Annotated in this window: 24 protein-coding genes and 2 pseudogenes; 15 read left to right on the top strand and 11 right to left on the bottom strand. The window is 40.8% G+C overall.

The window, feature by feature from the left end:
- The first annotated feature begins 6 nt into the window (after window positions 1-6).
- Window positions 7-1,086: a membrane-bound lytic murein transglycosylase MltC gene (gene mltC / locus IHV77_RS07930; RefSeq protein ID WP_194811444.1), complete on the top strand. Its 1,080-nt coding sequence runs from the start codon at window positions 7-9 to the stop codon at window positions 1,084-1,086.
- Between the two features lie 24 nt (window positions 1,087-1,110).
- A pseudogene (locus tag IHV77_RS11875) lies at window positions 1,111-1,978 on the top strand (IS3 family transposase); the annotation flags it as partial.
- Window positions 1,979-2,010: 32 nt separating this feature from the next.
- On the opposite strand, the gene era reads toward IHV77_RS11875, so the two are convergent.
- The 5 genes from era to grcA form a co-directional block, all read right to left on the bottom strand.
- Window positions 2,011-2,919: a GTPase Era gene (gene era / locus IHV77_RS07915; RefSeq protein WP_194811442.1), complete on the bottom strand. Its 909-nt coding sequence runs from the start codon at window positions 2,917-2,919 to the stop codon at window positions 2,011-2,013.
- Window positions 2,916-3,599: a ribonuclease III gene (rnc, locus tag IHV77_RS07910; RefSeq protein ID WP_194811441.1), complete on the bottom strand. Its 684-nt coding sequence runs from the start codon at window positions 3,597-3,599 to the stop codon at window positions 2,916-2,918. Before rnc ends, era begins: the two co-directional genes overlap by 4 nt.
- 1 nt (window position 3,600) lies before the next feature.
- Window positions 3,601-4,650, bottom strand: coding sequence for a signal peptidase I (gene lepB / locus IHV77_RS07905; protein ID WP_194811440.1), 1,050 nt, complete (start codon window positions 4,648-4,650; stop codon window positions 3,601-3,603).
- An 8-nt stretch (window positions 4,651-4,658) separates the two neighbouring features.
- A complete protein-coding gene (gene lepA, locus IHV77_RS07900) occupies window positions 4,659-6,455 on the bottom strand; it encodes a translation elongation factor 4 (protein WP_194811439.1) in 1,797 nt (598 codons plus the stop codon).
- Window positions 6,456-6,659: 204 nt separating this feature from the next.
- The gene (gene grcA, locus IHV77_RS07895; protein WP_077422719.1) at window positions 6,660-7,043 is read right to left on the bottom strand and encodes an autonomous glycyl radical cofactor GrcA; all 384 of its coding nucleotides are present in this window, start codon (window positions 7,041-7,043) and stop codon (window positions 6,660-6,662) included.
- Between the two features lie 269 nt (window positions 7,044-7,312).
- On the opposite strand from grcA, the gene ung reads away from it, so the two are divergent.
- Window positions 7,313-7,972, top strand: coding sequence for a uracil-DNA glycosylase (gene ung, locus IHV77_RS07890; RefSeq protein WP_194811438.1), 660 nt, complete (start codon window positions 7,313-7,315; stop codon window positions 7,970-7,972).
- Between the two features lie 18 nt (window positions 7,973-7,990).
- Here ung and tadA read toward each other — a convergent pair whose 3' ends face one another.
- The 5 genes and pseudogenes from tadA to ampD form a co-directional block, all read right to left on the bottom strand.
- Window positions 7,991-8,461: a tRNA adenosine(34) deaminase TadA gene (gene tadA, locus IHV77_RS07885; RefSeq protein WP_194811437.1), complete on the bottom strand. Its 471-nt coding sequence runs from the start codon at window positions 8,459-8,461 to the stop codon at window positions 7,991-7,993.
- Between the two features lie 38 nt (window positions 8,462-8,499).
- Window positions 8,500-9,351: a thymidylate synthase gene (locus tag IHV77_RS07880; RefSeq protein ID WP_194811436.1), complete on the bottom strand. Its 852-nt coding sequence runs from the start codon at window positions 9,349-9,351 to the stop codon at window positions 8,500-8,502.
- A gap of 10 nt (window positions 9,352-9,361) precedes the next feature.
- Window positions 9,362-10,168 (bottom strand): prolipoprotein diacylglyceryl transferase, encoded by an 807-nt coding sequence (gene lgt / locus IHV77_RS07875; RefSeq protein ID WP_408635263.1) that lies wholly within the window; start codon window positions 10,166-10,168, stop codon window positions 9,362-9,364.
- 244 nt (window positions 10,169-10,412) lie between these two features.
- Window positions 10,413-10,881, bottom strand: a pseudogene (gene rppH, locus IHV77_RS07870) (RNA pyrophosphohydrolase); the annotation flags it as partial.
- A gap of 517 nt (window positions 10,882-11,398) precedes the next feature.
- Entirely contained in the window at window positions 11,399-11,962 is a 564-nt protein-coding gene (gene ampD / locus IHV77_RS07865; protein ID WP_194811434.1) for a 1,6-anhydro-N-acetylmuramyl-L-alanine amidase AmpD, read from the bottom strand.
- A 114-nt stretch (window positions 11,963-12,076) separates the two neighbouring features.
- Here ampD and ppdD point away from each other — a divergent pair, with 114 nt between their 5' ends.
- Genes ppdD through IHV77_RS07830 form a run of 7 tightly spaced genes read left to right on the top strand, consistent with a single transcriptional unit; the run spans window position 12,077 to window position 16,912 of the window.
- Entirely contained in the window at window positions 12,077-12,514 is a 438-nt protein-coding gene (ppdD, locus tag IHV77_RS07860) for a prepilin peptidase-dependent pilin (RefSeq protein WP_194811433.1), read from the top strand.
- Window positions 12,511-13,887 (top strand): GspE/PulE family protein, encoded by a 1,377-nt coding sequence (locus tag IHV77_RS07855; RefSeq protein WP_194811432.1) that lies wholly within the window; start codon window positions 12,511-12,513, stop codon window positions 13,885-13,887. The genes ppdD and IHV77_RS07855 overlap by 4 nt, the downstream gene beginning before the upstream one ends.
- Window position 13,888: 1 nt before the next feature.
- The gene (locus IHV77_RS07850) at window positions 13,889-15,109 is read left to right on the top strand and encodes a type II secretion system F family protein (protein WP_194811431.1); all 1,221 of its coding nucleotides are present in this window, start codon (window positions 13,889-13,891) and stop codon (window positions 15,107-15,109) included.
- A complete protein-coding gene (locus tag IHV77_RS07845; RefSeq protein ID WP_194811430.1) occupies window positions 15,106-15,795 on the top strand; it encodes a prepilin peptidase in 690 nt (229 codons plus the stop codon). The genes IHV77_RS07850 and IHV77_RS07845 overlap by 4 nt, the downstream gene beginning before the upstream one ends.
- Window positions 15,796-15,814: 19 nt before the next feature.
- A complete protein-coding gene (coaE, locus tag IHV77_RS07840) occupies window positions 15,815-16,435 on the top strand; it encodes a dephospho-CoA kinase (RefSeq protein WP_194813256.1) in 621 nt (206 codons plus the stop codon).
- Complete coding sequence (yacG, locus tag IHV77_RS07835) at window positions 16,428-16,634, top strand: DNA gyrase inhibitor YacG (RefSeq protein WP_194811429.1); 207 nt, start codon at window positions 16,428-16,430, stop codon at window positions 16,632-16,634. The genes coaE and yacG overlap by 8 nt, the downstream gene beginning before the upstream one ends.
- Window positions 16,631-16,912: a GNAT family N-acetyltransferase gene (locus IHV77_RS07830; protein ID WP_194811428.1), complete on the top strand. Its 282-nt coding sequence runs from the start codon at window positions 16,631-16,633 to the stop codon at window positions 16,910-16,912. Before yacG ends, IHV77_RS07830 begins: the two co-directional genes overlap by 4 nt.
- 273 nt (window positions 16,913-17,185) lie before the next feature.
- Here the strand turns inward: IHV77_RS07830 and IHV77_RS07825 are convergent, their stop codons facing one another.
- The gene (locus tag IHV77_RS07825; RefSeq protein ID WP_194811427.1) at window positions 17,186-18,502 is read right to left on the bottom strand and encodes an NCS2 family permease; all 1,317 of its coding nucleotides are present in this window, start codon (window positions 18,500-18,502) and stop codon (window positions 17,186-17,188) included.
- A gap of 210 nt (window positions 18,503-18,712) precedes the next feature.
- On the opposite strand from IHV77_RS07825, the gene IHV77_RS07820 reads away from it, so the two are divergent.
- From IHV77_RS07820 to IHV77_RS07800, 5 genes are all read left to right on the top strand, one after another.
- Window positions 18,713-19,243 carry an inorganic diphosphatase gene (locus IHV77_RS07820; protein ID WP_194811426.1) on the top strand — a complete coding sequence of 177 codons (531 nt, stop codon included), beginning with the start codon at window positions 18,713-18,715 and terminating at the stop codon, window positions 19,241-19,243.
- Between the two features lie 206 nt (window positions 19,244-19,449).
- Window positions 19,450-20,466 carry a UDP-glucose 4-epimerase GalE gene (gene galE / locus IHV77_RS07815; protein WP_194811425.1) on the top strand — a complete coding sequence of 339 codons (1,017 nt, stop codon included), beginning with the start codon at window positions 19,450-19,452 and terminating at the stop codon, window positions 20,464-20,466.
- Between the two features lie 79 nt (window positions 20,467-20,545).
- Window positions 20,546-21,811, top strand: a complete 1,266-nt coding sequence (locus IHV77_RS07810; RefSeq protein WP_408635262.1) for an MFS transporter — start codon at window positions 20,546-20,548, stop codon at window positions 21,809-21,811.
- Window positions 21,812-21,910: 99 nt separating this feature from the next.
- Entirely contained in the window at window positions 21,911-22,555 is a 645-nt protein-coding gene (gene adk / locus IHV77_RS07805; RefSeq protein ID WP_194811423.1) for an adenylate kinase, read from the top strand.
- Between the two features lie 346 nt (window positions 22,556-22,901).
- Complete coding sequence (locus IHV77_RS07800; RefSeq protein ID WP_194811422.1) at window positions 22,902-24,932, top strand: hypothetical protein; 2,031 nt, start codon at window positions 22,902-22,904, stop codon at window positions 24,930-24,932.
- Window positions 24,933-24,958: the final 26 nt, after the last annotated feature.

The raw sequence follows: 24,958 nt of genomic DNA, 5'->3' as shown, positions 1-24,958 counted from the left end.
AAAATAATGAAAAAGTATTTATTCTTGGCATTATTGCCATTTTTGTATGCTTGTAGCGACTCTCCGAATCGCAATCGTGGTATTAATTATGATGAAGTATTTGCAAAAGATACGCAGGGTTTGGATATTCTTACCGGACAGTTCTCCCATAATATTGACCGCATTTGGGGGGTGAACGAATTACTAGTGGCAAGCCGTAAAGATTATGTGAAATATACGGACTCTTTCTATACCCGCAGCCACGTGAGTTTCGATGAAGGTAACATTGTGATCGAAACTCAAAAAGATTTGAATCGCTTGCATAATGCGATTGTACATACTTTGCTAATGGGGTCGGATGCAAAAGGGATTGATTTATTCGCCTCCGGTGATGTGCCAATTAGCACACGCCCATTTCTTTTAGGGCAAGTGATTGATAATAACGGTCAACAAATTGCCAATCAATTTATTGCCGGTAATTTCGCCACTTATTTAATCCAAAATAAATTACAAACCCGCCGTTTACAAAACGGTAATATAGTGCAATTCGTTACAATCCCAATGATTGCAAACCACGTGGAAGTACGGGCTCAAAAATATATTCCGTTGGTGCGCAAAGCCGCCCGACGTTACGGCATCGATGAAAGTTTGATTTTAGGCATAATGCAAACCGAATCCAGCTTTAACCCTTATGCGATCAGCTATGCCAACGCAATTGGTTTAATGCAGGTTGTTCCGCATACTGCCGGTCGTGATATATTCGCAATGAAAGGAAAAAGCGGACAACCCTCAGCCCGCTATTTATATGATCCGGCGAATAATATTGATGCCGGCGTATCCTATTTATGGATCCTTCAAAATCAATATTTAAACGGCATAACCAACCCGACGTCTAAACGCTTTGCGATGATTTCCGCTTATAACAGCGGTGCCGGTGCGGTATTACGCGTATTTGACAACGATAAGGATGAGGCGATTTACAAAATCAATCAAATGTATCCGGAGCAGGTTTATCGTATTCTAACTACGGCACATCCGTCATCTCAAGCAAGGAACTACTTGCTAAAAGTAGATCAAGCACAGAAGAAATTCCGAGTAAGACGGTAATGTTAGAAAAATAAAAATCAAATCGGTATTGTCGGCTCCAGCACCATTAGCCAATGGTTGAAAGACTTTGAAAAGACGGTATAAACGGCTTACAGCCCAAGCCGAAAGAAAGATCGACAATGTCTCCGAAAAAACAAAATACGCCCAAATGCCTCCGCCCCCGAAAACCGAAGAAGACCGCTTACGACTACGGATTTTAGAACTTGAAGCGGAGGTTGCTTTCCTAAAAAAGTTGGACGAAGTGATACGGGAGGAAGAAGCTGAACGGCGGCAATTGTCCAAAGTCTAAGAGCCGCTTTTCCGCTTGATATCTTGCTTTCATTGACAAATTTGTCCCGAAGTGTGTTTTTCTATCATTAAAAGCCGAAGCAGGACAAAAATACAGCAATAAAAAAGGAAATCAGGCGAATTTTACCGCTACCCGACCGAACGAAAAATGGCTTACCGACATCACGGAAATCAAAGCCAAAGACGGCAGTAAGTGTTATGTTTCACCGATATTAGACTGTTTCAACTCAGAGATAATCAGCGTTGCTATTAGTCGAAGTCCGAATTGGAGACAAGTGGAGACAATGTTACGACAAGCGATTGAAAAGTTGCCGGAAAATGCCGAAGCGATATTGCATTCGGACCAAGGTTGGCAATATCAAATGCAGGCGTATCAACGGATGCTACAAGAAAGGGGAATTGTCTTGATAACGCCAAGATGGAGCGCTTTTTCGGTCGAATGAAAACCGAATGTATCTACGGTAAAGATTTTGACAATGCCGATGATATTGCTCAAGCCGTGAATGAGTATATTCGTAATTACAATGAGGAACGGATTCAATTAAAATTAAAGGGGTTGGGTCCGGTACAATATCGAACTCAAACCCTTTGCCAAGCTGTCTAACTTTTTGGGGGCAGATCAAAATGACCGCACTTTTATTCATCCATATACCCGAGACTGCGCAACGCACGTTCATCATCCGCCCAACCGGATTTTACTTTCACCCAAAGTTCAAGGTGAACTTTGTTATCAAACAAACGTTCCATATCCGCACGGGCTTCCATACCAATGGTTTTAATTTTTTGACCTTGTGCGCCAATCACCATTTTTTTCTGCCCTTCACGCTCGACAAGAATTAAACCGTTAATTTCATAAGTGCCGCGTTCGTTCACTTTGAATCGCTCGATTTCTACGGTAACGGAATAAGGCAATTCTTCACCGGTAAAACGCATTAGTTTCTCTCGAATGATTTCCGAAGCCATAAAACGTTGTGAACGATCCGTCACGTAATCTTCCGGGAAGTGGTGCGTACCTTCACGCAACGAAGCGCGCACGATTTTTTCAAGCTCGTGAACATTATTTCCACGTTGTGCCGAAATCGGCACGATATGCGCAAAGTTAAATTTACTGCTTAATTCAGTGATAAACGGCAATAAATCATCTTTATTTTTTATGTTATCCACTTTATTAATCGCCAATACAACGGGCGTTTTGGTATGACGAAGCTTATTTAATACCATTTCGTCATCCGCATTCCAATGGGTTCCGTCCACCACGAAAATGATAAGATCCACATCACCGATAGCACTGCTTGCGGCACGGTTCATTAAGCGGTTTATCGCCCGTTTTTCTTCAATATGAAGCCCCGGAGTATCGACATAAATTTCTTGATACGCCCCTTCGGTTTTGATCCCCACAATGCGATGGCGGGTAGTTTGAGCTTTACGTGAAGTAATGGAAATTTTTTGCCCTAGAATTTTATTTAAGAGCGTTGATTTACCCACATTCGGGCGGCCTACAATGGCAATGAAACCACAATAAGTTTTGTCGAATTGTTCGATCATTTGATGTCCAGTTCTTTTAAAATTTGTTCTGCCGCCGCCTGTTCCGCTTTGCGACGACTTGAGCCTTTACCCACAAAAGTGCGGTCAATTTTATCCTCACTTTTCACTTTGCATTCAACCGTAAAGGTTTGGCAATGCGCCTCTCCTTGAATATTTATCACTTCATAGCTCGGTAAAGGTAAACGTCTGCCTTGTAAATATTCTTGTAAACGGGTTTTCGCATCCTTTTGATTATCGCCCGGCTTAATTTCCGCCAATAGGGTTTGATACCAATTTCGGATCATTTGAGAAGCGATGGCTAAACCTTGATCGAGGGATATTGCGCCGATAATCGCTTCCACACAGTCCGCAAGAATGGATTCACGGCGAAAACCGCCGCTTTTCAATTCACCGGAACCGAGCGACATATATTCCCCCAGCTCAAATTCACGGGCAATGGATGCCAAGGTCGGTTCACGCACTAAAGTTGCCCGCATACGGCTTAGTTCCCCCTCATTACAACGGGGAAATTGATGGTACAACGCTTCCGCAATAGTAAAATTGAGAATAGAATCTCCCAGAAATTCCAAGCGTTCATTATGTTGACTGGCAGCACTACGATGTGTCAGTGCTAATTTTAAAAGCGAAATATTGTTAAATTGATAACCTATCTTTCGCTCTAATCTATCTAAAGGGCTCATCTTATTTAATTTCAGTTAAGAAACGTTCAAAACGAAAACCGGTCGGCCATTCGTTCGGTTCTTTTTCCAAGCTCATCCAAATATAAGTGGCTTTACCGACAATATTTTTTTCCGGTACAAATCCCCAGAAACGGCTGTCATCACTATGATCTCGATTATCACCCATCACAAAATACTGCCCTTCCGGTACAACCCATTCCCCAATCGGATTCCCCTCTTGCGGGAAAAATTCCGGACCGGCATAACGGCGATATGGTGTGATCAAAATATTGTGGCTAACATCGCCTTTCTCCGTCAATTCAAGTTGATCAGAAAACGCCGGATTAATTGGATTCTGCGTGTATTCAAATTCTTTCGTTTCACAGTCCGCTTCACAAGGTTTACCGTCTTTACCGTACACAATTTTCAATGTTTTTTGATCAATATCGAAAATAATGCGATCGCCACCTTGTCCGACAATGCGTTTAATATAATCAACCCCGGACATATTATCTTTTGAAGTTAATGCAAGATTTTCCGCATAAGCCGCTCGGGTTGCGCCTAATCCGGTACGAAGCAGTGCTTGTTCCGGTGCTTTAAATACAACCACATCACCGCGTTGCGGTTTTTCACCGGCGATAATCGTATTCTGGAAAATCGGATCTTTCACGCCATAAGCGTATTTATTTACGACAAGAAAATCACCTACACGCAAAGTGGATTCCATTGAACCGGAGGGAATTTGGAAAGGTTCAAACACGAAAGAACGAATCAAAAAAACCGCAGCCAGCACAGGGAACAGCGAAGATAAGAACTCCGAGCCTTCGGAAATCGGTTCGATTTTTGCTTTTTCTTCATCACTTAATGCCTGACCGGAACGCTGCTCTGCACGGGCAATCCGGCGATGGCGTTTCGGTGCCACGATAAATCGGTGATAACACCATAATACACCTGAAAGTGCGGTCAAAATCAGCAATAAGATACTGAAAGTATTCGGCAATTGAAGATAATCCAGCCCTTTCCAAATGCCAAAGCCTACAACCAGTAAAATAATAAAAAATAGATTTGACATAGTTTTCCTTATTTATCTTTGCCCACGTGCAAAATCGCTAAGAATGCCTCTTGCGGTACTTCCACATTCCCCAGAGACTTCATTCGCTTTTTCCCTTCTTTTTGTTTCTGTAAGAGTTTTTTCTTACGGCTTACATCACCACCATAACATTTTGCCAACACGTTTTTACGTAATTGTTTTACGGTGGAGCGGGCGATAATGTGATTACCAATCGCAGCTTGAATCGCAATATCAAATTGCTGACGTGGGATCAGTTCACGCATTTTTTCCACGAGTTCGCGACCACGATATTGCGCATTATCTTTGTGAACAATTAACGCCAATGCATCGACACGCTCGCCATTAATCATAATATCAACACGAACCATATCCGCCGCTTGGAAACGTTTGAACCCGTAATCCAAAGAAGCATAACCGCGCGAGGTGGATTTTAAACGATCGAAGAAATCCAATACCACTTCTCCCATCGGGATTTCATAGGTCAGCGCAATTTGGTTGCCGTGATACACCATATTGGTTTGGACGCCACGCTTTTCGACACAGAGCGTAATCACATTCCCCAAATATTCTTGCGGCACTAGCATATTACATTCGGCAATCGGCTCACGGATTTCGGAAATATTATTGAGCGGCGGTAATTTCGCCGGGCTATCCACATAAACCATTTCCCCGTTCGTCATTTCCACTTCGTAAATTACCGTTGGTGCGGTGGTGATGAGATCCAAATCATATTCACGCTCTAAACGTTCTTGAATGATCTCCATATGAAGAAGCCCCAGGAAACCACAGCGGAAACCAAAACCAAGTGCGGTCGAATTTTCCGGTTCATAAAATAATGAGGCATCATTCAAACTTAATTTACCAAGCGCATCACGGAAGGCTTCATAATCGTCCGAGCTGACCGGAAATAACCCGGCATAGACTTGCGGTTTTACTTTTTTAAAGCCCGGTAATACTGAACTTGCAGGGTTATGTTGATGCGTTAAAGTATCCCCCACCGGCGCACCGAGAATGTCTTTAATCGCACAAACCACCCAGCCGACTTCACCGGTATTTAATACGCTCGTATCCACTTGCTTCGGCGTAAAAATACCCAAACGATCGACATTATAAGCCTGCCCTGTGGACATTACCTTAATTTTATCGCCTTTACGTAACACACCGTTTTTAATACGCACCAAGGACACGACACCAAGATAATTATCAAACCACGAATCAATAATCAGTGCTTGTAACGGCGCATCCGGTTCACCTTCCGGCGCAGGAATTTTCGCGACGATTTCTTCCAATACATCATCAATGCCAACACCGGTTTTCGCCGAGCAACGTACCGCTTCCATCGCATCAATACCGACAATATCTTCGATTTCTTCCGCCACGCGTTCAGGATCGGCGGCAGGTAAATCAATTTTATTTAAAATCGGCACGACTTCTAAATCCATCTCAATAGCGGTATAACAATTTGCCAATGTTTGCGCTTCCACACCCTGCCCGGCATCCACCACTAACAATGCACCTTCGCAAGCGGCAAGGGAACGCGAGACTTCATAGGAAAAATCCACGTGTCCCGGGGTGTCGATAAAGTTTAATTGATAGGTTTCGCCATCTTTTGCTTTGTAATTTAAGGTTACGCTTTGCGCTTTAATGGTAATGCCACGCTCACGCTCAAGATCCATTGAATCCAGTACTTGCGCTTCCATTTCGCGATCCGAAAGTCCCCCGCAGGTTTGAATCAAACGATCCGAAAGGGTCGATTTACCGTGGTCAATATGAGCAATAATAGAAAAGTTACGAATATTCTTCATAAAAGCTGGTTTTTCTCAAAAAAATCAATAAATTTAACTGGCGGATTGTACCTGAAAAGCGAAGGAATCGCTAGGGAAGAAAGCCAAAGTGCGGTCAGAAAAACTCTTGTTTTGATCACAATAAATCTTTTTAGGGATTATTTTTCTTCACCTCAGAAAAACAAAACCCCGACAAAATCGGGGTTTGATAAATTCAATCTGAAATTATAAGCTTTCAGTGAAAGTACGGGTAATCACGTCACGTTGTTGTTCCGGTGTTAATGAGTTAAAACGCACTGCATAGCCTGAAACACGAATAGTTAATTGTGGGTATTTATCCGGATTATTTACCGCATCTTCTAATGTTTCACGGCGTAATACGTTCACATTTAAGTGTTGACCACCTTCAACTTTTACAGTCGGCGCAACATTCACCGGTAATTCACGGTATTCGATTTGACCTAATTCACTCACCGCAACCACTTGATCTTCAGCAAATTCACCTTTCGCACATAAGCAACGGGCTTCATTTGTGTCGCTATCTAATAACCAGAATGAGTTAAGCAAGTTATCATTCGCTGCTTGAGTAATTTGAATACCTTTAATCATAATAGCCTCCTAATTGGCATAAGTATAATCATAAAAACTGTGCAAATTTTATCAAAAAATTTTAAGACTTCAAATTCTTTTGATGAAAAACAAATTAGTTTTTTGCAACTATTTTTACAACTTTGATCCAAATTAAATTATTTACGGAAAACAACCGAGCCAAAAACACAAAATTAACAATACAGAAACATAATACCAACAATTAACATCGTTCAATAACCTCTGATTTCGTTTATAATGACTTCACTACATTTTAATAGGATCTGATTATGAAAACATGGACTGATGTCATTGGAAAAGAAAAAACGCAACCTTATTTCCAGCATACCTTACAACAAGTTCATCTGGCTCGTCAAAACGGAAAAACCATTTACCCCCCTCAAAAAGACGTATTTAACGCTTTCAAATATACTGAATTTGAGGAAGTCAAAGTCGTCATTTTAGGACAAGATCCTTATCATGGCCCAAACCAAGCACATGGTCTTGCCTTTTCCGTTAAACCTGAAGTAGCTATCCCACCTTCTTTACTCAATATGTACAAAGAATTAAGCCAAGATATTCCCGGCTTTCAAATCCCCGATAACGGCTATTTGGTGAAATGGGCGAAGCAAGGTGTCCTGCTGCTAAACACAGTTTTAACCGTTGAACGAGGACTTGCTCATTCTCACGCCGATTTAGGCTGGGAAACTTTTACGGATCGTGTGATTGCCGCCCTGAATGAACACCGTGAAAACTTGGTATTTTTGCTTTGGGGCAGCCACGCACAGAAAAAAGGGCAAATTATAGATCGCAATCGCCATCTCGTCCTCACCGCCCCTCACCCCTCCCCTCTATCTGCACATCGTGGTTTTTTCGGATGTCATCACTTTTCTAAAACTAATCAATATTTGCAACAAAACGGATTAGGGGAAATTGATTGGCAGGTTTAGATGAATAAAAAAGGGGGATTATTCCCCCTGATTGACTAATTTTTCCAACCTTTTCTGTTCTCTACGTTTTTGAAAAAAACAACTCAATTTTTGACCGCACTCTTGTGCTAATACACCGCCGGTAATTTCCAATGTATGATTCATTTTATAATCGCCAAAAAAATGAAAGCGTGAGCCGACCGCACCCGTTTTATAATCGGATGCGCCGAATACAAGGCGCTTAATACGGCTGTGCAAAATCGCTCCGGCGCACATTGTGCAAGGTTCGAGTGTTACATAAAGTGTGGTGTTGAGTAGCCGATAGTTTTGGATATGCAGTGCGCCATTGCGTAATGCCACAATTTCGGCGTGTGCGGTGGGATCATGATGAGTGATAGATAAATTCCAGCCTTCAGCAAGAATGTTGCCTTCATCATCTACCAAAACCGCACCCACGGGAATTTCGCCCAAGGCTTCTGCTTTATCGGCAAGTGCAAGGGCGTGGCGCATAAATTTCTCGTCTAAATTTGACCGCACTTTTGCCAGCCTTAAACAGAGAAAGGATATTTAATCGGATCGTGAGATTGATAACCGACCACGTTGAAATCGTCCATCGTGACCCAAGTTTCTAAATCTTCCAAGGTTTTAATATCCGGATTAATTTCAAGTGTTGGTAATGGGAGCGGCTCACGTTTTAATTGCACATCTCGCATTAATTCAAGCTGATCTTCATAAATATGTGCATTGATAATTTTGTGAAAGGCTTTACCGGCTTTCTTTCCGGTAATTTGCGCCATTAATGCTAAAAATGTAAAAACTTGGATTTGATTGAAATTCAAGCCTAACGGCACATCGCACGAGCGTTGATAACTGGTGAGATAAAGCGTATCCCCCACAAGAGAAAAAGTATGAGTATGCATACAAGGTCGCAAACAACCCAGATCGATTTCACCCGGATTAAAAAATGTCATTATTTCACCGCGATCATCAATCCCCTTCGTGAGGTTATTAACAATTTTTCTTAGTTGGTCCACGGTTTCGCCGTTCGGTTTGCGCCAAGCCCGCCCTTGCACGCCATAAACCCGCCCCATATCATCAATGCCTTTACGGTGCGGATTAGCCAGCCAAGCGGCATTTTCGTTTGCATTCGCATCCCAAGTTTTTGTCCCCAATTTGCGGAAATCTGCTGCGTTATCATAACCGCGAATATAGCCTAAAAATTCGGCAATCGCGGCTTTCCAATAGCTTTTGCGGGTTGTAATAAGCGGAAATTGATTATTCGCCACATCATATTCTAAATCGGCATTAATGACGGTTAAACAACGTTTGCCGGTGCGCTCATTCGCAATCCACTCACCTTCATCAACAATGCGACGGCAAAGATCAAGATATTGTTTCATAGAAAATTCCTTAGGATTTTGTAAGTGAACCTTTACGTGAATAAGCCCACAACATAATAAATATACCGCCGATAATCATTGGTAAACATAACGCCTGACCACGAGTCATTATGCCTAAGAAGGATTCCACTTCCGGCTCACGCACGTATTCCACCATAAAGCGGAAGACACCATAACCGATTAAAAATAAACCGGCAACCGAGCCCATCGGACGAGGTTTTTTAATGAAAAGATTAAGCATTACAAACAGCACCACGCCTTCTAAAAAAGCTTCATAAAGTTGTGAGGGGTGGCGTGGCAATAATTGAGGATCCGTTGGGAAAATCATCGCCCAAGGCAGATCTGTTTCTCTGCCCCAAAGTTCAAGATTAATAAAATTACCAATACGCCCTAAACCCAATCCGAAAGGAATAAGCGGTGCCATAAAATCAGCGGTTTGCCAGAAATGGCGTTTTTGCGAATAAGATGTCCACATCATTGCTACAATCACACCGAGCAATCCGCCATGAAATGACATTCCTCCTTCCCATACGCGGAATAAATAGAGAGGATCTTGCAAGAAATGTTGGAAATTATAAAAAAATACATCGCCAATGCGGCCGCCTAAAAATACCCCCATAAAACTATTGAAAAGCAAGGTATCCACCTGTTCAACCGTCCATCCACTGTTTGAGCGGCGCGCTCGACGTACCGCCAACCAACGGGCGAACACGAAACCGAGCAAATACATTAAGCCGTACCAACGCAAACCGATATTGCTATCACCAATGGTAAAAATGGTCGGATCAAAATGGGGAAGTATTAAGTATTGATTCATAATTTTCCTTATTTCAGAAATCTAGTCGCGATCGCCATAAATAACGCGAGGCTTTTTTAAAGTTGGCACAGATCATTAGGCCTTGCCATTATGCCGAATTGAGAGAAAATAACGTAACAAAGTCCGCACTACCGCCCTCCTTTTTTTCGGTGCTTTAACGGTTTTGAATGTGTTGACTTAGACGAAGATGAAAATTTTGATGCGCGCTCAGGTTGAGGTTCCGAGGGGCTTTCCTTCTCGTTAGAAAATAGAAAATAAGCAAACTCTTTCATCGCACGGCGATACACTTCTTTTTTGAAAGACACTACTTGGCGCACAGGATACCAAAAGCTCACCCAACGCCAACCGTCAAATTCCGGTGATTTCGTTGTTTTCATATTGATGTTTTTTTCATCGGAAACCAACTGTAATAAAAACCATCGTTGCTTTTGCCCAATGCACATCGGCTTGCTGTCATATCGCAATAAACGCTTTGGTAACTTATAACGTAGCCAATGCTTTGATACATATAAAACACGCACATCTTTCGGCTGCAGTCCCACTTCTTCATATAATTCGCGATACATTGCTTGCTCGGCATTTTCGTTATCATTAATACCGCCTTGCGGGAACTGCCAAGAATTTTGCCCGCAGCGTTTCGCCCAAAGTACCTGCCCCCTGCGATTACAGATTACAATACCTACATTCGGACGGTAGCCATCAAAATCGATCACGCGCGTTATACCTTAAATTTTTTACACAAAAATAATCTGCGAATTGTTTCATAAATTAGCCTTTTTATCAACCAAGGGGCAAAAACTGCGGTGCTTATTGAAGGGATTTTTATATTGTGGATAACATTGTGGTTAATCCAAGCATTTTCTGCAACGAAATTGTGTAAAAGATCAAAAAGATCCTTTTTCTTCCTTGCTTCATTTCATTTGTTGGTTTTTTGTAAAAAAGATCCTTTCAAAAAACAAACCGCACTTTCTTTAGACAAAGTGCGGTTGAAAAATCTTCTATTTTTTCAAAGAAAGAATAAGTGTTGAGGGATCTCATCGATCTTACAAGTTATTCAATATTTCTGTGGATAAAATTGTGACTGAGAAAATCAATATGCGGGTATAACTTTTGCAAACGACAAAGATGAACTTTCACAAATCAATTTATCCATTATAATTCAATTAGTTAAAGCAGATCACTTAAAGATTTATCGATGTGAATAACGACACAAAATTTACTGTTTGTTTTTTACACAACAAAATCAACGCCGTTTAAATAACGTTCCCAATCAAAATATTGACCGGGATCGATCTTACGTCCCGGTGAAATATTCGCATGTCCGACAATACGATCTCGGGTAATCTTCGGATAAGCTTTCATAATCAGTGTTGTAAGCTGTTGTAACGCCTGATATTGCGCTTCGGTAAAAGGCTGTTCATTGCTTCCCTCAAGCTCAATACCAATGGAAAAATCATTACATTTTTCCCGCCCTTGAAAACTTGATAATCCGGCATGCCATGCCCGATAATTAAAATTCACATACTGAGTAATCACACCGTTACGATCAATTAAACAATGTGCCGACACCCGAATTTGATAGATTTCTTCAAAGTAAGGGTGAATGCTCGGATCTAATTTACCTTGGAAGAAATCATCAATATAGCCACCGCCAAATTGCTCCGGCGGCAAACTAATATAATGAATAACCAATAAAGAAATATCTTGAGGATCAGGGCGTTCATCAAAATACGGAGAGGAAATACGACGACAATTTTTCACCAGTCCCTGCTCAATATCATTCTGTTTTTTCATCATTTCTCCTTATTTTTACGATCCTGATCGCAAAAAAAGTGCGGTTGGTTTTACAAATGTTTTCTCTCTTTCCACAATGATACCAATTTAAAATTTAACAAAAAGGGAAAATCAATGAAACTCACCTCTCAACGCACATTGAAAAAAGGATTTACGCTAATTGAATTAATGATTGTGATCGCCATCATCGCGATTCTCGCGACAATTGCGATTCCCTCTTACCAGAATTATACAAAAAAGGCGGCGATGTCTGAACTGTTACAAGCCGCAGCCCCTTTTAAATCCGACGTAGAACTCTGCATTTACGGCACGGGAACAACCGCAAATTGTAGTGGCGGCTCAAACGGTATTGCTGCCGATATTACCTCAGCAAAAGGCTATGTGAAAAGTATTAGCACTAACGCCGGTGTAATTACCGTTGTTGGCAACGGCACGTTAGACGGAGTGCAATATACCTTAACCGCAACCGGTGATAATGCTAGAGGAGTAAGCTGGTCTGCAACCTGTAACGGTGATGCTTCCTTATTTCCGGCAGGGTTCTGTACAAGATGACGGATTACGAATTACACGCCACTGCGCAAAACGGCGAGGTCTTTACGATCTCGCCGGAGTTATGGGAACGTAATCGGCAGCAACAATCCCTTTTCTTACGCTATTTCGCTCTCCCCTTAAAAGAAGAAAAAAATCGTTTATGGCTTGCCGTTGACTCTTTTTCCAACCTTTCCGCTTGTGAAACCATTGCTTTTATCAGTGGGAAATTGGTTGAACCGGTTTTATTAGACAGCCCGCAACTCAAAGCCCTTTTACAGCGGCTTGCGCCGCAAGCAATGCAATTGGAAGAACAAGTGAGTTTTTATCATCAAGAACAGGAACAAGAAAAAAATGATGACGAGCCTGTTATTCAACTCCTGAACCAAATTTTTGAATCGGCAATGCAAAAGAATGCCTCCGACATTCATTTAGAAACATTAGAACATTATTTTCAAGTACGATTTCGAATTGATGGCGTTTTGCAACCTCAGCCCCCAATTAGTAAGAACTTGGCGAATCGTATCATTTCACGTTTAAAACTTCTTGCCAAACTCGACATTAGTGAAACACGTTTGCCGCAAGACGGGCGTTTTCAATTTAAAACAACTTTTTCCGATGTACTTGATTTTCGCCTCTCCACATTACCCGCTCATTGGGGTGAAAAAATCGTACTTCGTGCGCAACAAAATAAACCGGTGGAACTGAGTTTTGCCGAACTGGGAATGACGGAATTTCAACAACGTACCTTTCAGCACGCACTAAGCCAACCACAAGGATTGATTTTGGTAACAGGCCCAACGGGGTGTGGAAAAAGTATTTCGCTTTATACCGCACTTCAATGGTTGAATTCCCCTGATAAACACATTATGACCGCAGAAGATCCCATTGAAATTGAACTGGACGGCATTATTCAAAGCCAAATCAACCCGCCGATCGGGCTGGATTTTAGTCGTTTATTACGTGCTTTTTTACGACAAGATCCCGACATTATTATGCTGGGTGAAATTCGCGATGAAGAGAGTGCAACCATGGCATTACGTGCCGCCCAAACCGGACATTTGGTGCTTTCGACATTGCATACCAACGATGCGATTTCCGCCATTTCACGGCTTCAACAACTAGGCATTAAACAACACGAAATCGAAAGCAGCTTGCTTTTAATCATTGCACAACGTTTGTTACGTAAACGCTGCCAAAAGTGCGGTCAATTTAACGAAAGTTCTTGTGATTGCCATCAAGGTTATCGAGGACGCATTGGGGTTTATCAATTCTTACATTGGCAACAAAACGGCTATCAAACGGATTTTGCTGATCTCCGCCAAAGCGGATTAGAAAAAGTGAAGTTGGGCATCACCGATGAAGCTGAACTTCATCGTGTTTTAGGTAGAGCATAATATGACAAAAAAATGCTTTCATTACCAAGCACAAAACGCCCTAAAACAAATACAAAAAGGCGTGATTATTGCCGATTCTCATCAACAAGCCCAATTCCAATTAATGAATCGGGGGCTTACCAATATCAAATTGCAACAAAATTGGCAGCTCAATACCCACCCGAAAAATACCGAAATCAGTACATTATTAAACCAACTTTCGACTTTGCTACAAGCGGCGATTCCACTCAAAAATAGTTTACAAATTTTACAACAAAATTGTACTCAAATTGCCCTAAATACTTGGCTGGAACAACTTTTGCGAACAATTGAATCCGGCTATTCTTTTTCTCAAAGTATCGAACAACAGGGGAAATACCTTACACAACAAGAAATCCAACTAATTCAAGTGGGTGAGATGACAGGTAAATTAGCTGTTGTTTGTAACAAAATTGCAGCACACCGCCGCCAATCTTTAGCACTACAACGTAAATTGCAGAAAATTATGCTTTATCCCTCAATGGTATTGGGTATTTCTCTCTTGCTCACTACTGCCCTACTGCTTTTTATCGTGCCACAATTTGCCGAAATGTATCGGAATAACAATGCGGATTTGCCCGTATTAACGAATGCATTACTCGCAATATCTACTTTTCTTAAAAACGATATAAGAAAATTAGCCTTAATACTTCTCATATTTTGGTTGCTTTATTATTTCAAATTTAAACATTCTCCCCGCTTTCAACAACAAAAAGCACGAATGATTAGGGCTATGCCTATTTTCGGCAATATCCAACAACTTTCCCGTTTAGTGAATTTCAGCCAAAGTCTATACATTATGTTGCAAGCGGGAATCCCTCTCAACCAAGCCTTAAATAGTTTTTTACCGCATACACAAAGTTGGCAAACGAAAAAAAACATTGTGAGTGATCACATTCTCGATACTGAAGTGCGCTCAATTTTACAATGGGTTTCACAGGGTTACTCATTTTCAGATAGCGTAAGCAGTAATTTATTTCCGATGGAAGCACAGCAAATGCTACAAATTGGCGAAAAAAGCGGAAAACTTGCTCTGATATTGCAACATATTGCAGAAAACTATCAAGAAAAGCTTAATCATCAAATTGATCTCTTATCGCAAATGCTGGAACCATTGATGATGCTTATCATCGGCAGCCTAATCGGCATTATTATGATGGGTATGTATTTACCGATTTTTAATATGGGCTCGGTGGTGCAATGATCCTATTTGCTTCCTTTTTTCTGGGTGGAGTTTTCGGTGTAGCCTTATGGCTTTACATTTCCGGCTTTATCACAAGATTACAAGGCGATATCTACAATAATTACATCGAACTATTTCCTCAAAATCGTCCACAATTTCAACCGCACTTTGCGGCAATTCAACAAAAAAAGAGCGGTCATATTTTAGGTTATTTTCTTATCACAGGATTAATATTCGCCTTAATAACCGCAATAACAAAAAATCCTCTTTTCGCTTTATGGCTTGGTTGCACCATTATTCTATTGTGGACGATTGCCTACCTTGATTGGCAATATCAACTCATTTCCCCCACACCTTGTTTATGGTTACTTGCCCTTGGCTTATTCGGTACAACACAATCTTTATCACCTTTAACCCTAGTGCAAAGCCTACAAAGTGCGGTCATTTCTTTCTTTGTTTTTTATGGCATTTATCAACTCGCTAAATGGTATTATCAAAAAGAAGCCCTTGGACAAGGGGATTATTGGTTAGCCCTTGGCATAGGCAGTTACCTACCGGCGGAACGTCTCCCCCTCTTTCTTTTAATTGCCTGCTTATTAGGCATTTTATTTGCAATTCTTTTCAAAAGAAAAGATCGTTTTTTACCCTTTGCACCTTTTTTGAGTGTCTCGATTCTTGTAGTATTGACCATCAATTATCACCAATAACAATGCGCTATAAGAAATGATGACCTATATCGTAGGGCTTACCGGCGGAATCGGAAGCGGAAAAACAACCATCACAAATTTATTTATGGAACTTGGCGTACCTTGCGTTGATGCGGATATTATCGCGCGAGATATTGTAAAAAAAGGCTCGCCATTGCTTACCAAAATTGTTAAAGATTTCGGTAAAGATATTTTATTAGAAAACGGTGAACTCAACCGCCCGGCACTACGCAGGCTTGTATTTTCCAACGAGACGGAAAAAAATCGACTCAATCATTTATTACATCCGGCAATTCGTAAAGAAATGATCGCTCAACTTTCCTCACAAACCGCCCCTTACACGTTATTTGCCGTTCCACTTTTAATTGAGAATAAATTAACCGCACTTTGTAACCGAGTATTGGTGATTGATGTAACACCACAAACCCAACTTGCCCGCGCAATGAAACGCGACAACAACAGCCTTGAACAAATTCAACGAATTATAGATGCGCAAGTAAGTAGAACCGAACGGCTAAAATGGGCGGATGACGTAATTAATAACGACAAAGATCTGGCTGAAAATCTACCTTACCTAAAACAAAAAGTGCTAGAATTACACCGTTTCTATTTACAACAAGCGGAAGTAAAAAATGTCTGAAGAAATCATTGAAGTGCCTTGCCCGATATGTCAAAAATCGGTTCCTTGGACAAACGAAAGCCACTTTCGACCTTTTTGCAGCAAACGTTGCCAGCTCATTGATTTGGGCGAATGGGCTGCGGAAGAAAAAACGATCTCAAGTGATACGGCTGATTTTGCAATGTCTCCTAACTTAAGCGATGAATGGAGTATAAAATGAACATTCAACACCGAGAACTTGACGGACGAGGCGAATTTTTTATTTTAAGCGAACAAGGTGAGAGACTCGCCGAACTCATCTACTTCTATGAAACAAGCAACCGTATTAATGCCAATCACACCTTCGTTTCCAATCGACTCCGCGGTCAAGGTATCGCCGATAAACTTTATCAAGCATTAATCACTTTCCTCGCAGAAAACCAATTAGAACTGCATCCGACGTGTAGTTATATTGAACGAAAATGGGAACGGGATAATCAGAAACGCCGCATTACGTAGCCATTGCAGATTGCATTATTTTTGAACAAGCGGAGCAATCTTGTGCATTTATTTCACTACAAACACACCGGAATTGTGTCAATACATTATTTATGTGCTTAACAACAATAAGATAAAAAGAGAACCCTATGTTATCACATAGGGCTCAGACCCGCTGACCGCACGGTAAAAGTGCGGTCACAAAATCTTTAGATTTTAAACGTTGGCTTGCCAACACTGCCGTAAGGCATAACAATCGCTCAAAGCGATTGTGTATAATTTTAATATTAAAGTTTAAATCGCCCAGCCGCCGGCATAAAATACCACCAATACGACTGCAATGATGATTGTCCCTATATTCAAACGTTTGAAATCACCACTGACGAGACGACCAATCACTAAGGCGGCAAAACCCAGCATAATACCGGTAACGATATTTGCGGTAAGTACGATGAATACCGCACAAATTAAACCGCTCATTGCGCCGACAAAATCATCAAAGTCTAGTTTGCTCACATTACTTAACATTAACAAGCCCACGTACATTAATGCCGGTGCGGTTGCATAGCCGGGGACTAAGAAAGCTAAAGGTTGGAAGAAAAGCATTAACAGGAATAACACGCCGACCACAATGGCGGTGATACCTGTTTTTCCGCCTGCGGCTGTGCCGGCGGCGGATTCAATATAGACGGCAGCCGGTGCAGTGCCGAACAAACCCGAAAATAAGCTACTGACGGAATCCGATGTCAGGGCTTTACCGCCATTGATGATTTGCCCTTCTTTGTCTAACAGGCTTGCTTGCCCTGCTACGGCACGAATCGTACCTGTGGCATCAAATACGGCGGTCATCACTAAGGCGAACACAACAGGTAAAATCGCAGGTTGTAATGCGCCTTGTAAATCCAACTGTAAGAAGAGGGAATTTTCACCGAAAGTCGGCATTTTAAAGACTTCTCCACCAAATTTTACGTTGGGATCAAAAATCAACCCAATCAGTGTGATTGCAATAATCACCCATAAAATCCCGCCTTTCACCTGCATTTTTTCTAAACCCACAATGAATGCCAAACCGATTAAGGACATCATAACAGGGAAAGAAGTAAATTCACCGAGTTTTACCGGAAGACCGCTTTGATTGCCAATCACCAAGCCTACGCCATTGGCTGCAATCAAAAGTAAGAATAAACCGATACCGATTCCCGCACCGTGCGCAATGCTGGAAGGTAGGTTTCGCAAAATCCATGCACGAATCCCCGTTGCTGAAATCAAGGTGAACACCACCCCCATTAAGAACACCGCACCGAGTGCCACAGGAACGGATACGCCTTGTCCGATTACCAAACTAAATGCCGTAAAGGCGGTGAGCGAAATAGCACAACCGATCGCCATTGGTGCATTCGCCCATAAACCGATTAAAATCGAGCCGAATCCTGCCACCAAACAAGTGGCGATAAAAACGGATTCAGCAGGAAAACCTGCCGCGCCAAGCATATTCGGTACGACAATCACGGAATACACCATCGCTAAGAAAGTGGTTAATCCTGCGATGATTTCCTGACGAACCGTTGAGCCCCGTTTTTGTAGTTCAAAGGTTTTTTCTAAATTAGACATAAACGCCTCTAAAAATAAGCCAAAATAAAAAGACCCGCTATTTTACAAGAACCCTACAAGATGTAAAACGTTTGCGTGGACAAAAGTGCGGTTATTTTTTCATTGTTGGCGAATCAGATTTAATTCACCATTAAAATTTAAAGCGACAAAATCATCTAAAAACTGCTATACTTTCGCCGTTTTTAACTCAATCAAATTAAAGGAAAAACAATGGCTGATTTTAATCAAATTTTAACGCCCGGTGATGTTGATGCCGGTATTATCAACGTTGTAAATGAGATCCCTGAAGGTAGTTGCCACAAAATCGAATGGAACCGTAAAGTTGCCGCATTCCAATTAGACCGTGTTGAGCCGGCAATTTTTGCAAAACCGACCAACTATGGTTTCATTCCGCAAACATTAGATGAAGACGGCGATGAATTGGATGTGTTATTGCTAACCCGTCAGCCCCTTGCAACCGGTGTATTCCTTGAAGCAAAAGTCATCGGTGTGATGAAGTTTGTAGATGACGGTGAAGTGGACGATAAAATCCTATGTGTACCGGCAGACGATCGCGACACAGGCAATGCTTACAATAGCCTTGCGGATGTTCCGGCGCAATTAATCAAACAAATCGAATTTCACTTTAACAACTATAAAGCATTGAAAAAACCGGGTTCTACCAAAGTCACTCACTGGGGCGATGCGGAAGAAGCGAAAGAAGTGATTCGCGAATCAATCAAACGTTGGAACGAACGTTAACTTTTAGAATGAGTACAAAAGACATCAAATTTCAAATTGATGTCTTTTTTCATATTTGGAAGTTTAAAAGAGATATTTCTGGTAGAGGCGGCCCCAACATTTAAGTAACAACCAATGCCGCAAAGTGCGGTCAAAAATCAATAAATTTTTCGAGTAATGAAATAGTGCTATAATCTTCTGCGGTAAAAATAAATAAGGAGTGCAATATGACAATTTTAGTCACCGGTGGTGCCGGCTATATCGGTTCGCATACCGTTGTAGAATTATTAAATGCAGGAAAAGAAGTGGTAGTATTGGATAATCTTTGCAATTCATCACCAAAATCTCTTGAGCGAGTGGCAACAATCACCGGTAAAAGCGCAAAATTTTATGAAGGTGATGTACTGGATCGCGAATTGTTACAAAAAATCTTTGCGGAAAATAAAATTCAATCGGTGATTCACTTTGCAGGTTTGAAGGCGGTGGGCGAAAGCGTACAAAAACCGACTGAATATTATATGAATAATGTTGCCGGTACTCTTGTATTAATCCAAGAAATGAAAAAAGCGGGTGTGTGGAATTTTGTGTTTAGCTCCTCTGCAACCGTATATGGTGATCCTAAAATCATTCCAATCACCGAAAATTGCGAAGTCGGCGGTACAACCAATCCTTACGGCACATCAAAATATATGGTGGAACAGCTCCTGCGTGATGTCATAAAAGCAGAACCGCAATTTAGCGTAACGATTTTACGTTATTTTAATCCTGTGGGCGCACATTCAAGCGGTTTGATCGGTGAAGATCCGAACGGTATTCCTAACAATTTACTCCCTTATATCAGTCAAGTAGCGATTGGTAAACTTGCACAACTTTCCGTATTCGGTAGCGATTATGATACCCATGATGGTACGGGGGTTCGCGATTATATTCACGTTGTCGATTTAGCGATCGGTCATTTAAAAGCCCTCCAACGTCATGAAAATGATACGGGACTACACGTTTATAATCTTGGTACAGGCCACGGTTATTCCGTGTTGGATATGGTAAAAGCCTTTGAAAAAGCCAATAATATCCAAATTCCTTATAAGCTTGTCGAGCGTCGCCCTGGTGATATCGCCACTTGCTATTCAGATCCAAGTCTTGCCGCCAAAGAATTAGGCTGGACAGCAGAACGTGGGCTTGAGCAAATGATGCAAGATACGTGGAATTGGCAAAAAAATAATCCTAAGGGATATCGCGATTGATTTTATAAATAGATGGCGGAATTAAGTCTACCATCAATATTCACATTACTATCGGCGGATTAAAATCCGCCCTATATCTATGCCAAATTCGCTTTCTTCTCAAATTTTTACACGCAAAATGCTAATTTGCGTCTTTACCGGTTTTAGCTCCGGCTTACCTTTGTTTGTATTACTGCAAATGTTACCGGTATGGCTAACGGATAAACAGCTTTCCGTTGAGTTAATTGGTGCGGTAACAGGCGTAATGCTTCCTTATGGTTTAAAATTCCTATGGGCGCCGTTGTTGGATCGTTATTTCCCCGCTTTTTTAGGTCGCCGCCGCAGCTGGCTGCTTATTTCGCAAATTGCATTACTGATTCTGCTTTATATTATTAGCCTTTTCGATCCCCTCACACAATTAACTACCGTAGCAAATATTGCCCTGTTAATCGCGTTCTTTTCAGCCACACAAGATATTGTACTGGATGCTTATCGCCGCGAAATTTTATCAGATCACGAACTGGGGTTGGGTAACACGATTCACATTAATGCTTATCGCATTGCCGGATTAATTCCCGGCGGACTTTCTCTTTATCTTGCAACAAGTTATCCGTGGGAAAACGTATTTTTATGGACCGCACTTTGTATGCTGGCAGGGATATTTATGACGCTTTTTCTTGCCAAAGAACCCAAGATAGAAGCAACCAAAAATCAACAACCGTTCTATCAAACCTTTTGGATTCCATTACAAGAATTTTTTCAACGAAAAGGTATTGTACAAGCAATCGGCTTTTTACTTTTTTTGTTTTTGTACAAATTCGGGGATTCTTTTGCCACCACGCTACAAACCAAATTTATTTACGATATGGGATTCGGCAAAGAAGATATTGCACTCGTCGTAAAAAGCACATCACTTTGGGCAAGTATCTTATCCGGTCTTGCAGGCGGTGTAATTATGCTGAAACTCGGTATTAATCGCGCCCTTTGGTTATTCGGGTTAGTACAAATGGTGACTATCGGAGGATTCATTTGGCTTGCTGACTTTGGTCATTTCAACAGTATCGGGTCATCGGAATTATGGAAACTCGGTATTGTAATCGCGGCAGAATATATCGGCGTAGGGCTTGGTACGGCAGCATTTGTGGCATTTATGGCGCGTGAAACCAACCCGCTTTACACCGCCACCCAACTTGCACTTTTCACCAGTCTCTCCGCATTACCAAGCAAAGGATTAGGAATGCTTTCCGGTTACGTCGTAAGTGCCGTGGGGTACTATCAATACTTTTGGCTTTGCTTATTTTTAGCCATTCCGGGAATGCTTTGCCTATACTGGGTCGCTCCTTGGAATGAGGAAAAATCGGCATAGTGGGAAACACGATAAAAAATTACAAAAAATTTGACCGCACTTGGCTTTACCAGTATCTTAACCACTTTTATTGACATCGATTGATTAATGGAGATTTCTATGAAAATTATTCTTTTGGGCGCACCGGGAGCCGGAAAAGGCACACAAGCACAATTTATTATGAACAAATTCGGCATTCCGCAAATTTCAACCGGCGATATGTTTCGTGCAGCAATCAAAGCGGGAACGGAACTTGGCAAACAAGCAAAAGCATTAATGGATGAAGGTAAACTTGTCCCTGATGAACTTACCGTTGCCTTAGTGAAAGATCGTATTGCACAACCTGACTGCGAAAACGGTTTCTTATTGGACGGCTTCCCACGCACGATTCCACAAGCAGATGCTTTGAAAGATTCCGGCGTGAAAATCGACTATGTTTTAGAATTTGACGTTCCGGATGAAGTGATCGTAGAGCGTATGAGCGGTCGCCGCGTACACCAAGCCTCCGGACGTTCTTACCATATTGTTTACAATCCGCCGAAAGTGGAGGGTAAAGACGATGTAACCGGCGAAGATTTAATTATCCGTGCAGATGATAAACCGGAAACCGTGTTAGATCGCTTATCGGTATATCACAAACAAACTCAACCGCTAGTGGACTACTATCAAGCGGAAGCAAAAGCCGGCAACACACAATATTTCCGTTTAGATGGTACACAAAAAGTCGAAGAAGTCAGCCAAGAATTGGATAAAATCTTAGGTTAAAGTATCTTAAAATTTGACCGCACTTCAATAAGTGCGGTCAAATTCTTCGGTATTATGTAGCAGTTGCACAAACTATCGTAGGGCGGGCAAATTTTTGCCCACCATTTCAATCAGACATTTTAGGTGGACAACAAGTTACCCACCCTACCCAATAAATATCGGAGATAAAATTCTCTTTGTGCAACTGATACATAATATCGAAATTCTTGTTTATTTTTATAGTGAATTAAATTTAAAAATGTCTGCTGCATTGCTAACCTCACCGCATACATTTGTGCTATCTTCGGTTTGCGGTTTTGTATCGATTTTTAAATTTAATTCACGATAATATCGTATTGGGGACAACATGAGTAAAAGAAAAAATATTGCCTTAACACTTGTCGCAATCCTTATTGCCGTTGGCGGGGCCGCCCAAGTTTATACGAATCATAAAGTAGATCAGCTACTACAAAAATTTCCTTACTCATTAGGTAACCAGGCGATATTAAATATCACGGAAAGCAATAAAAATTTTCTCACCCGTGAACTGACTTTCAACGTGCAAGATAGTGAATCACAAAGCACGGAGATTATTTCGACCAAATTGACAACGCTGCCTTTTTTTATTACCGCAGAATCAAAATTATCCGATCAATTCGTTCGCCAACTAAATAAAACCTTAAATATCACGATCGACAAAAATACCATTAATAGCAAATTTTCTCCGGTAGGCGACTATTTACAATCCGATATTTTGACCGAGTTTCGCGACTTCGCAAATAAACCGCAGCAAATGTCTATCCTGCTAAATTTTCCAAACAATAAAGAAGTTGAATTAAAAACCGATTTAAGCGGCTTTCACTACAATAACGACAGTAAATTAGAAAAAGTGGAAGGCAAAGTTCGTCTTATCCCTATCGGCCATAACCAATATGATCTAACAAATATTGAATTAACTGCCGAGAATGCCGAATTGGCATTGTTAAATGGTGAAAATACTCATCTTCAATTAAAAAACGCAACCTATAGGTTCAATTCTAAACACAACGAAGCGACGACAAAACGTGATTTAACGACAAAATTCAGTAGCGATATTCTACGTATTTCCAACAAAAATCGTACCGCAAAAGAAGACCAAACCACTTTTGGCGGTTTGAATATCATTCTAAATCAACAAGGCGTACCAAGTGCGGTCAATTTTCACAACGAATTTAAAAAACTCGATGTTAATAATCAAAATATTAAAGACGGTGTGGATTTACTCACTGCCATACTGACCCAAAATGATAATTTTGCCGGCAAACTCTCTGTCATTTCTGTCAATGCACCGAAAAATCAAAAACCTTATTTCAACCTGAAAAATGGCGAAGTGGTATTGAAATTGGCAAATACCGATCTTTCAAAAGCCAATGTTCATTTTCAATTAAATGTCGAAAGTGTGAAACAAACACCGAAAGATGAAGCCCAAAAATGGGAAGCGCAAAAAGGAAAATTGGCTGTTCAATTGAAAGAATATAATCTTTCCAACGAATTAGCCTTTATTCCCTTCTTTTTAGAGACGCTAACAGTTAAAGAAGCGCCACTAAAAGATAATAAAGATTTCCTCAATTTAAAGGAAAAATGGGCAAAAGAATTTTCGGGAAGTACAAATATTGATTTCTCACTTGAGTCGCTTAATTTAGCGGCATTGACAATCCATCAGCTTACATTTAGCAACCAAAATGAATCATTGGAAAATGATCAATACAATGAAACTATTGCACTAAATGTAAAAAAAATTGCAGTACCCGAATATCAAACACAATTTGAAAAATTGGCAACTTCTATTCCATTGAAGGGAAATAATCGTCAATCTTCATTATCTTCTACTTTTTGTTCCGGCTACTACCGAGAACTTTGTTATACCTACTTAACGAAAAAAACACAAGACAAGTATTTCGCAAATGAGTGGAAAGATTTAGAGCTGGGTGTTGATAATGCAACCTTAACTTTTGATTTGAATACCTTTCCTGAAACAAAAGGTTATCCAATTAAATTTACACTTAATAGCATTATTAGTAAAAACTCAGAAAATCAAAAAAATAGACAAGATCCGTTTTCCTTATTGCAAAATACTAAGGGAACTCTCAGTATAACGTTTGATAAAAAATTATTTGATGAAACAGATGAAAAAACAACAAAAATTAAAAAATCCGGGAAGTTTTGGCCGTTTCTAAAAAACAATATCAAGCCGCAAGGTAAACTACTTCCGATATTGATTGAAGAAAATGATAATTACGTGCTGAAAATCGAAAAAAATGAAAATACTTATCTCATTAACGGAAAAACACCCGGAGCTATTCAGCAGGAAATCCTAATAGATAAAGAAAATGAATCACAAATTGAAACCTTAGAATAAACTCTGACACCCGCTAATTTGCGGGT

Source organism: Rodentibacter haemolyticus (assembly GCF_015356115.1).
In the GTDB taxonomy this organism is placed as follows: Bacteria; Pseudomonadota; Gammaproteobacteria; order Enterobacterales; family Pasteurellaceae; genus Rodentibacter; species Rodentibacter haemolyticus.
The sequence above is the reverse complement of the archived record's forward strand: the minus strand, read 5'-3'. Positions and strand labels throughout refer to the sequence as shown.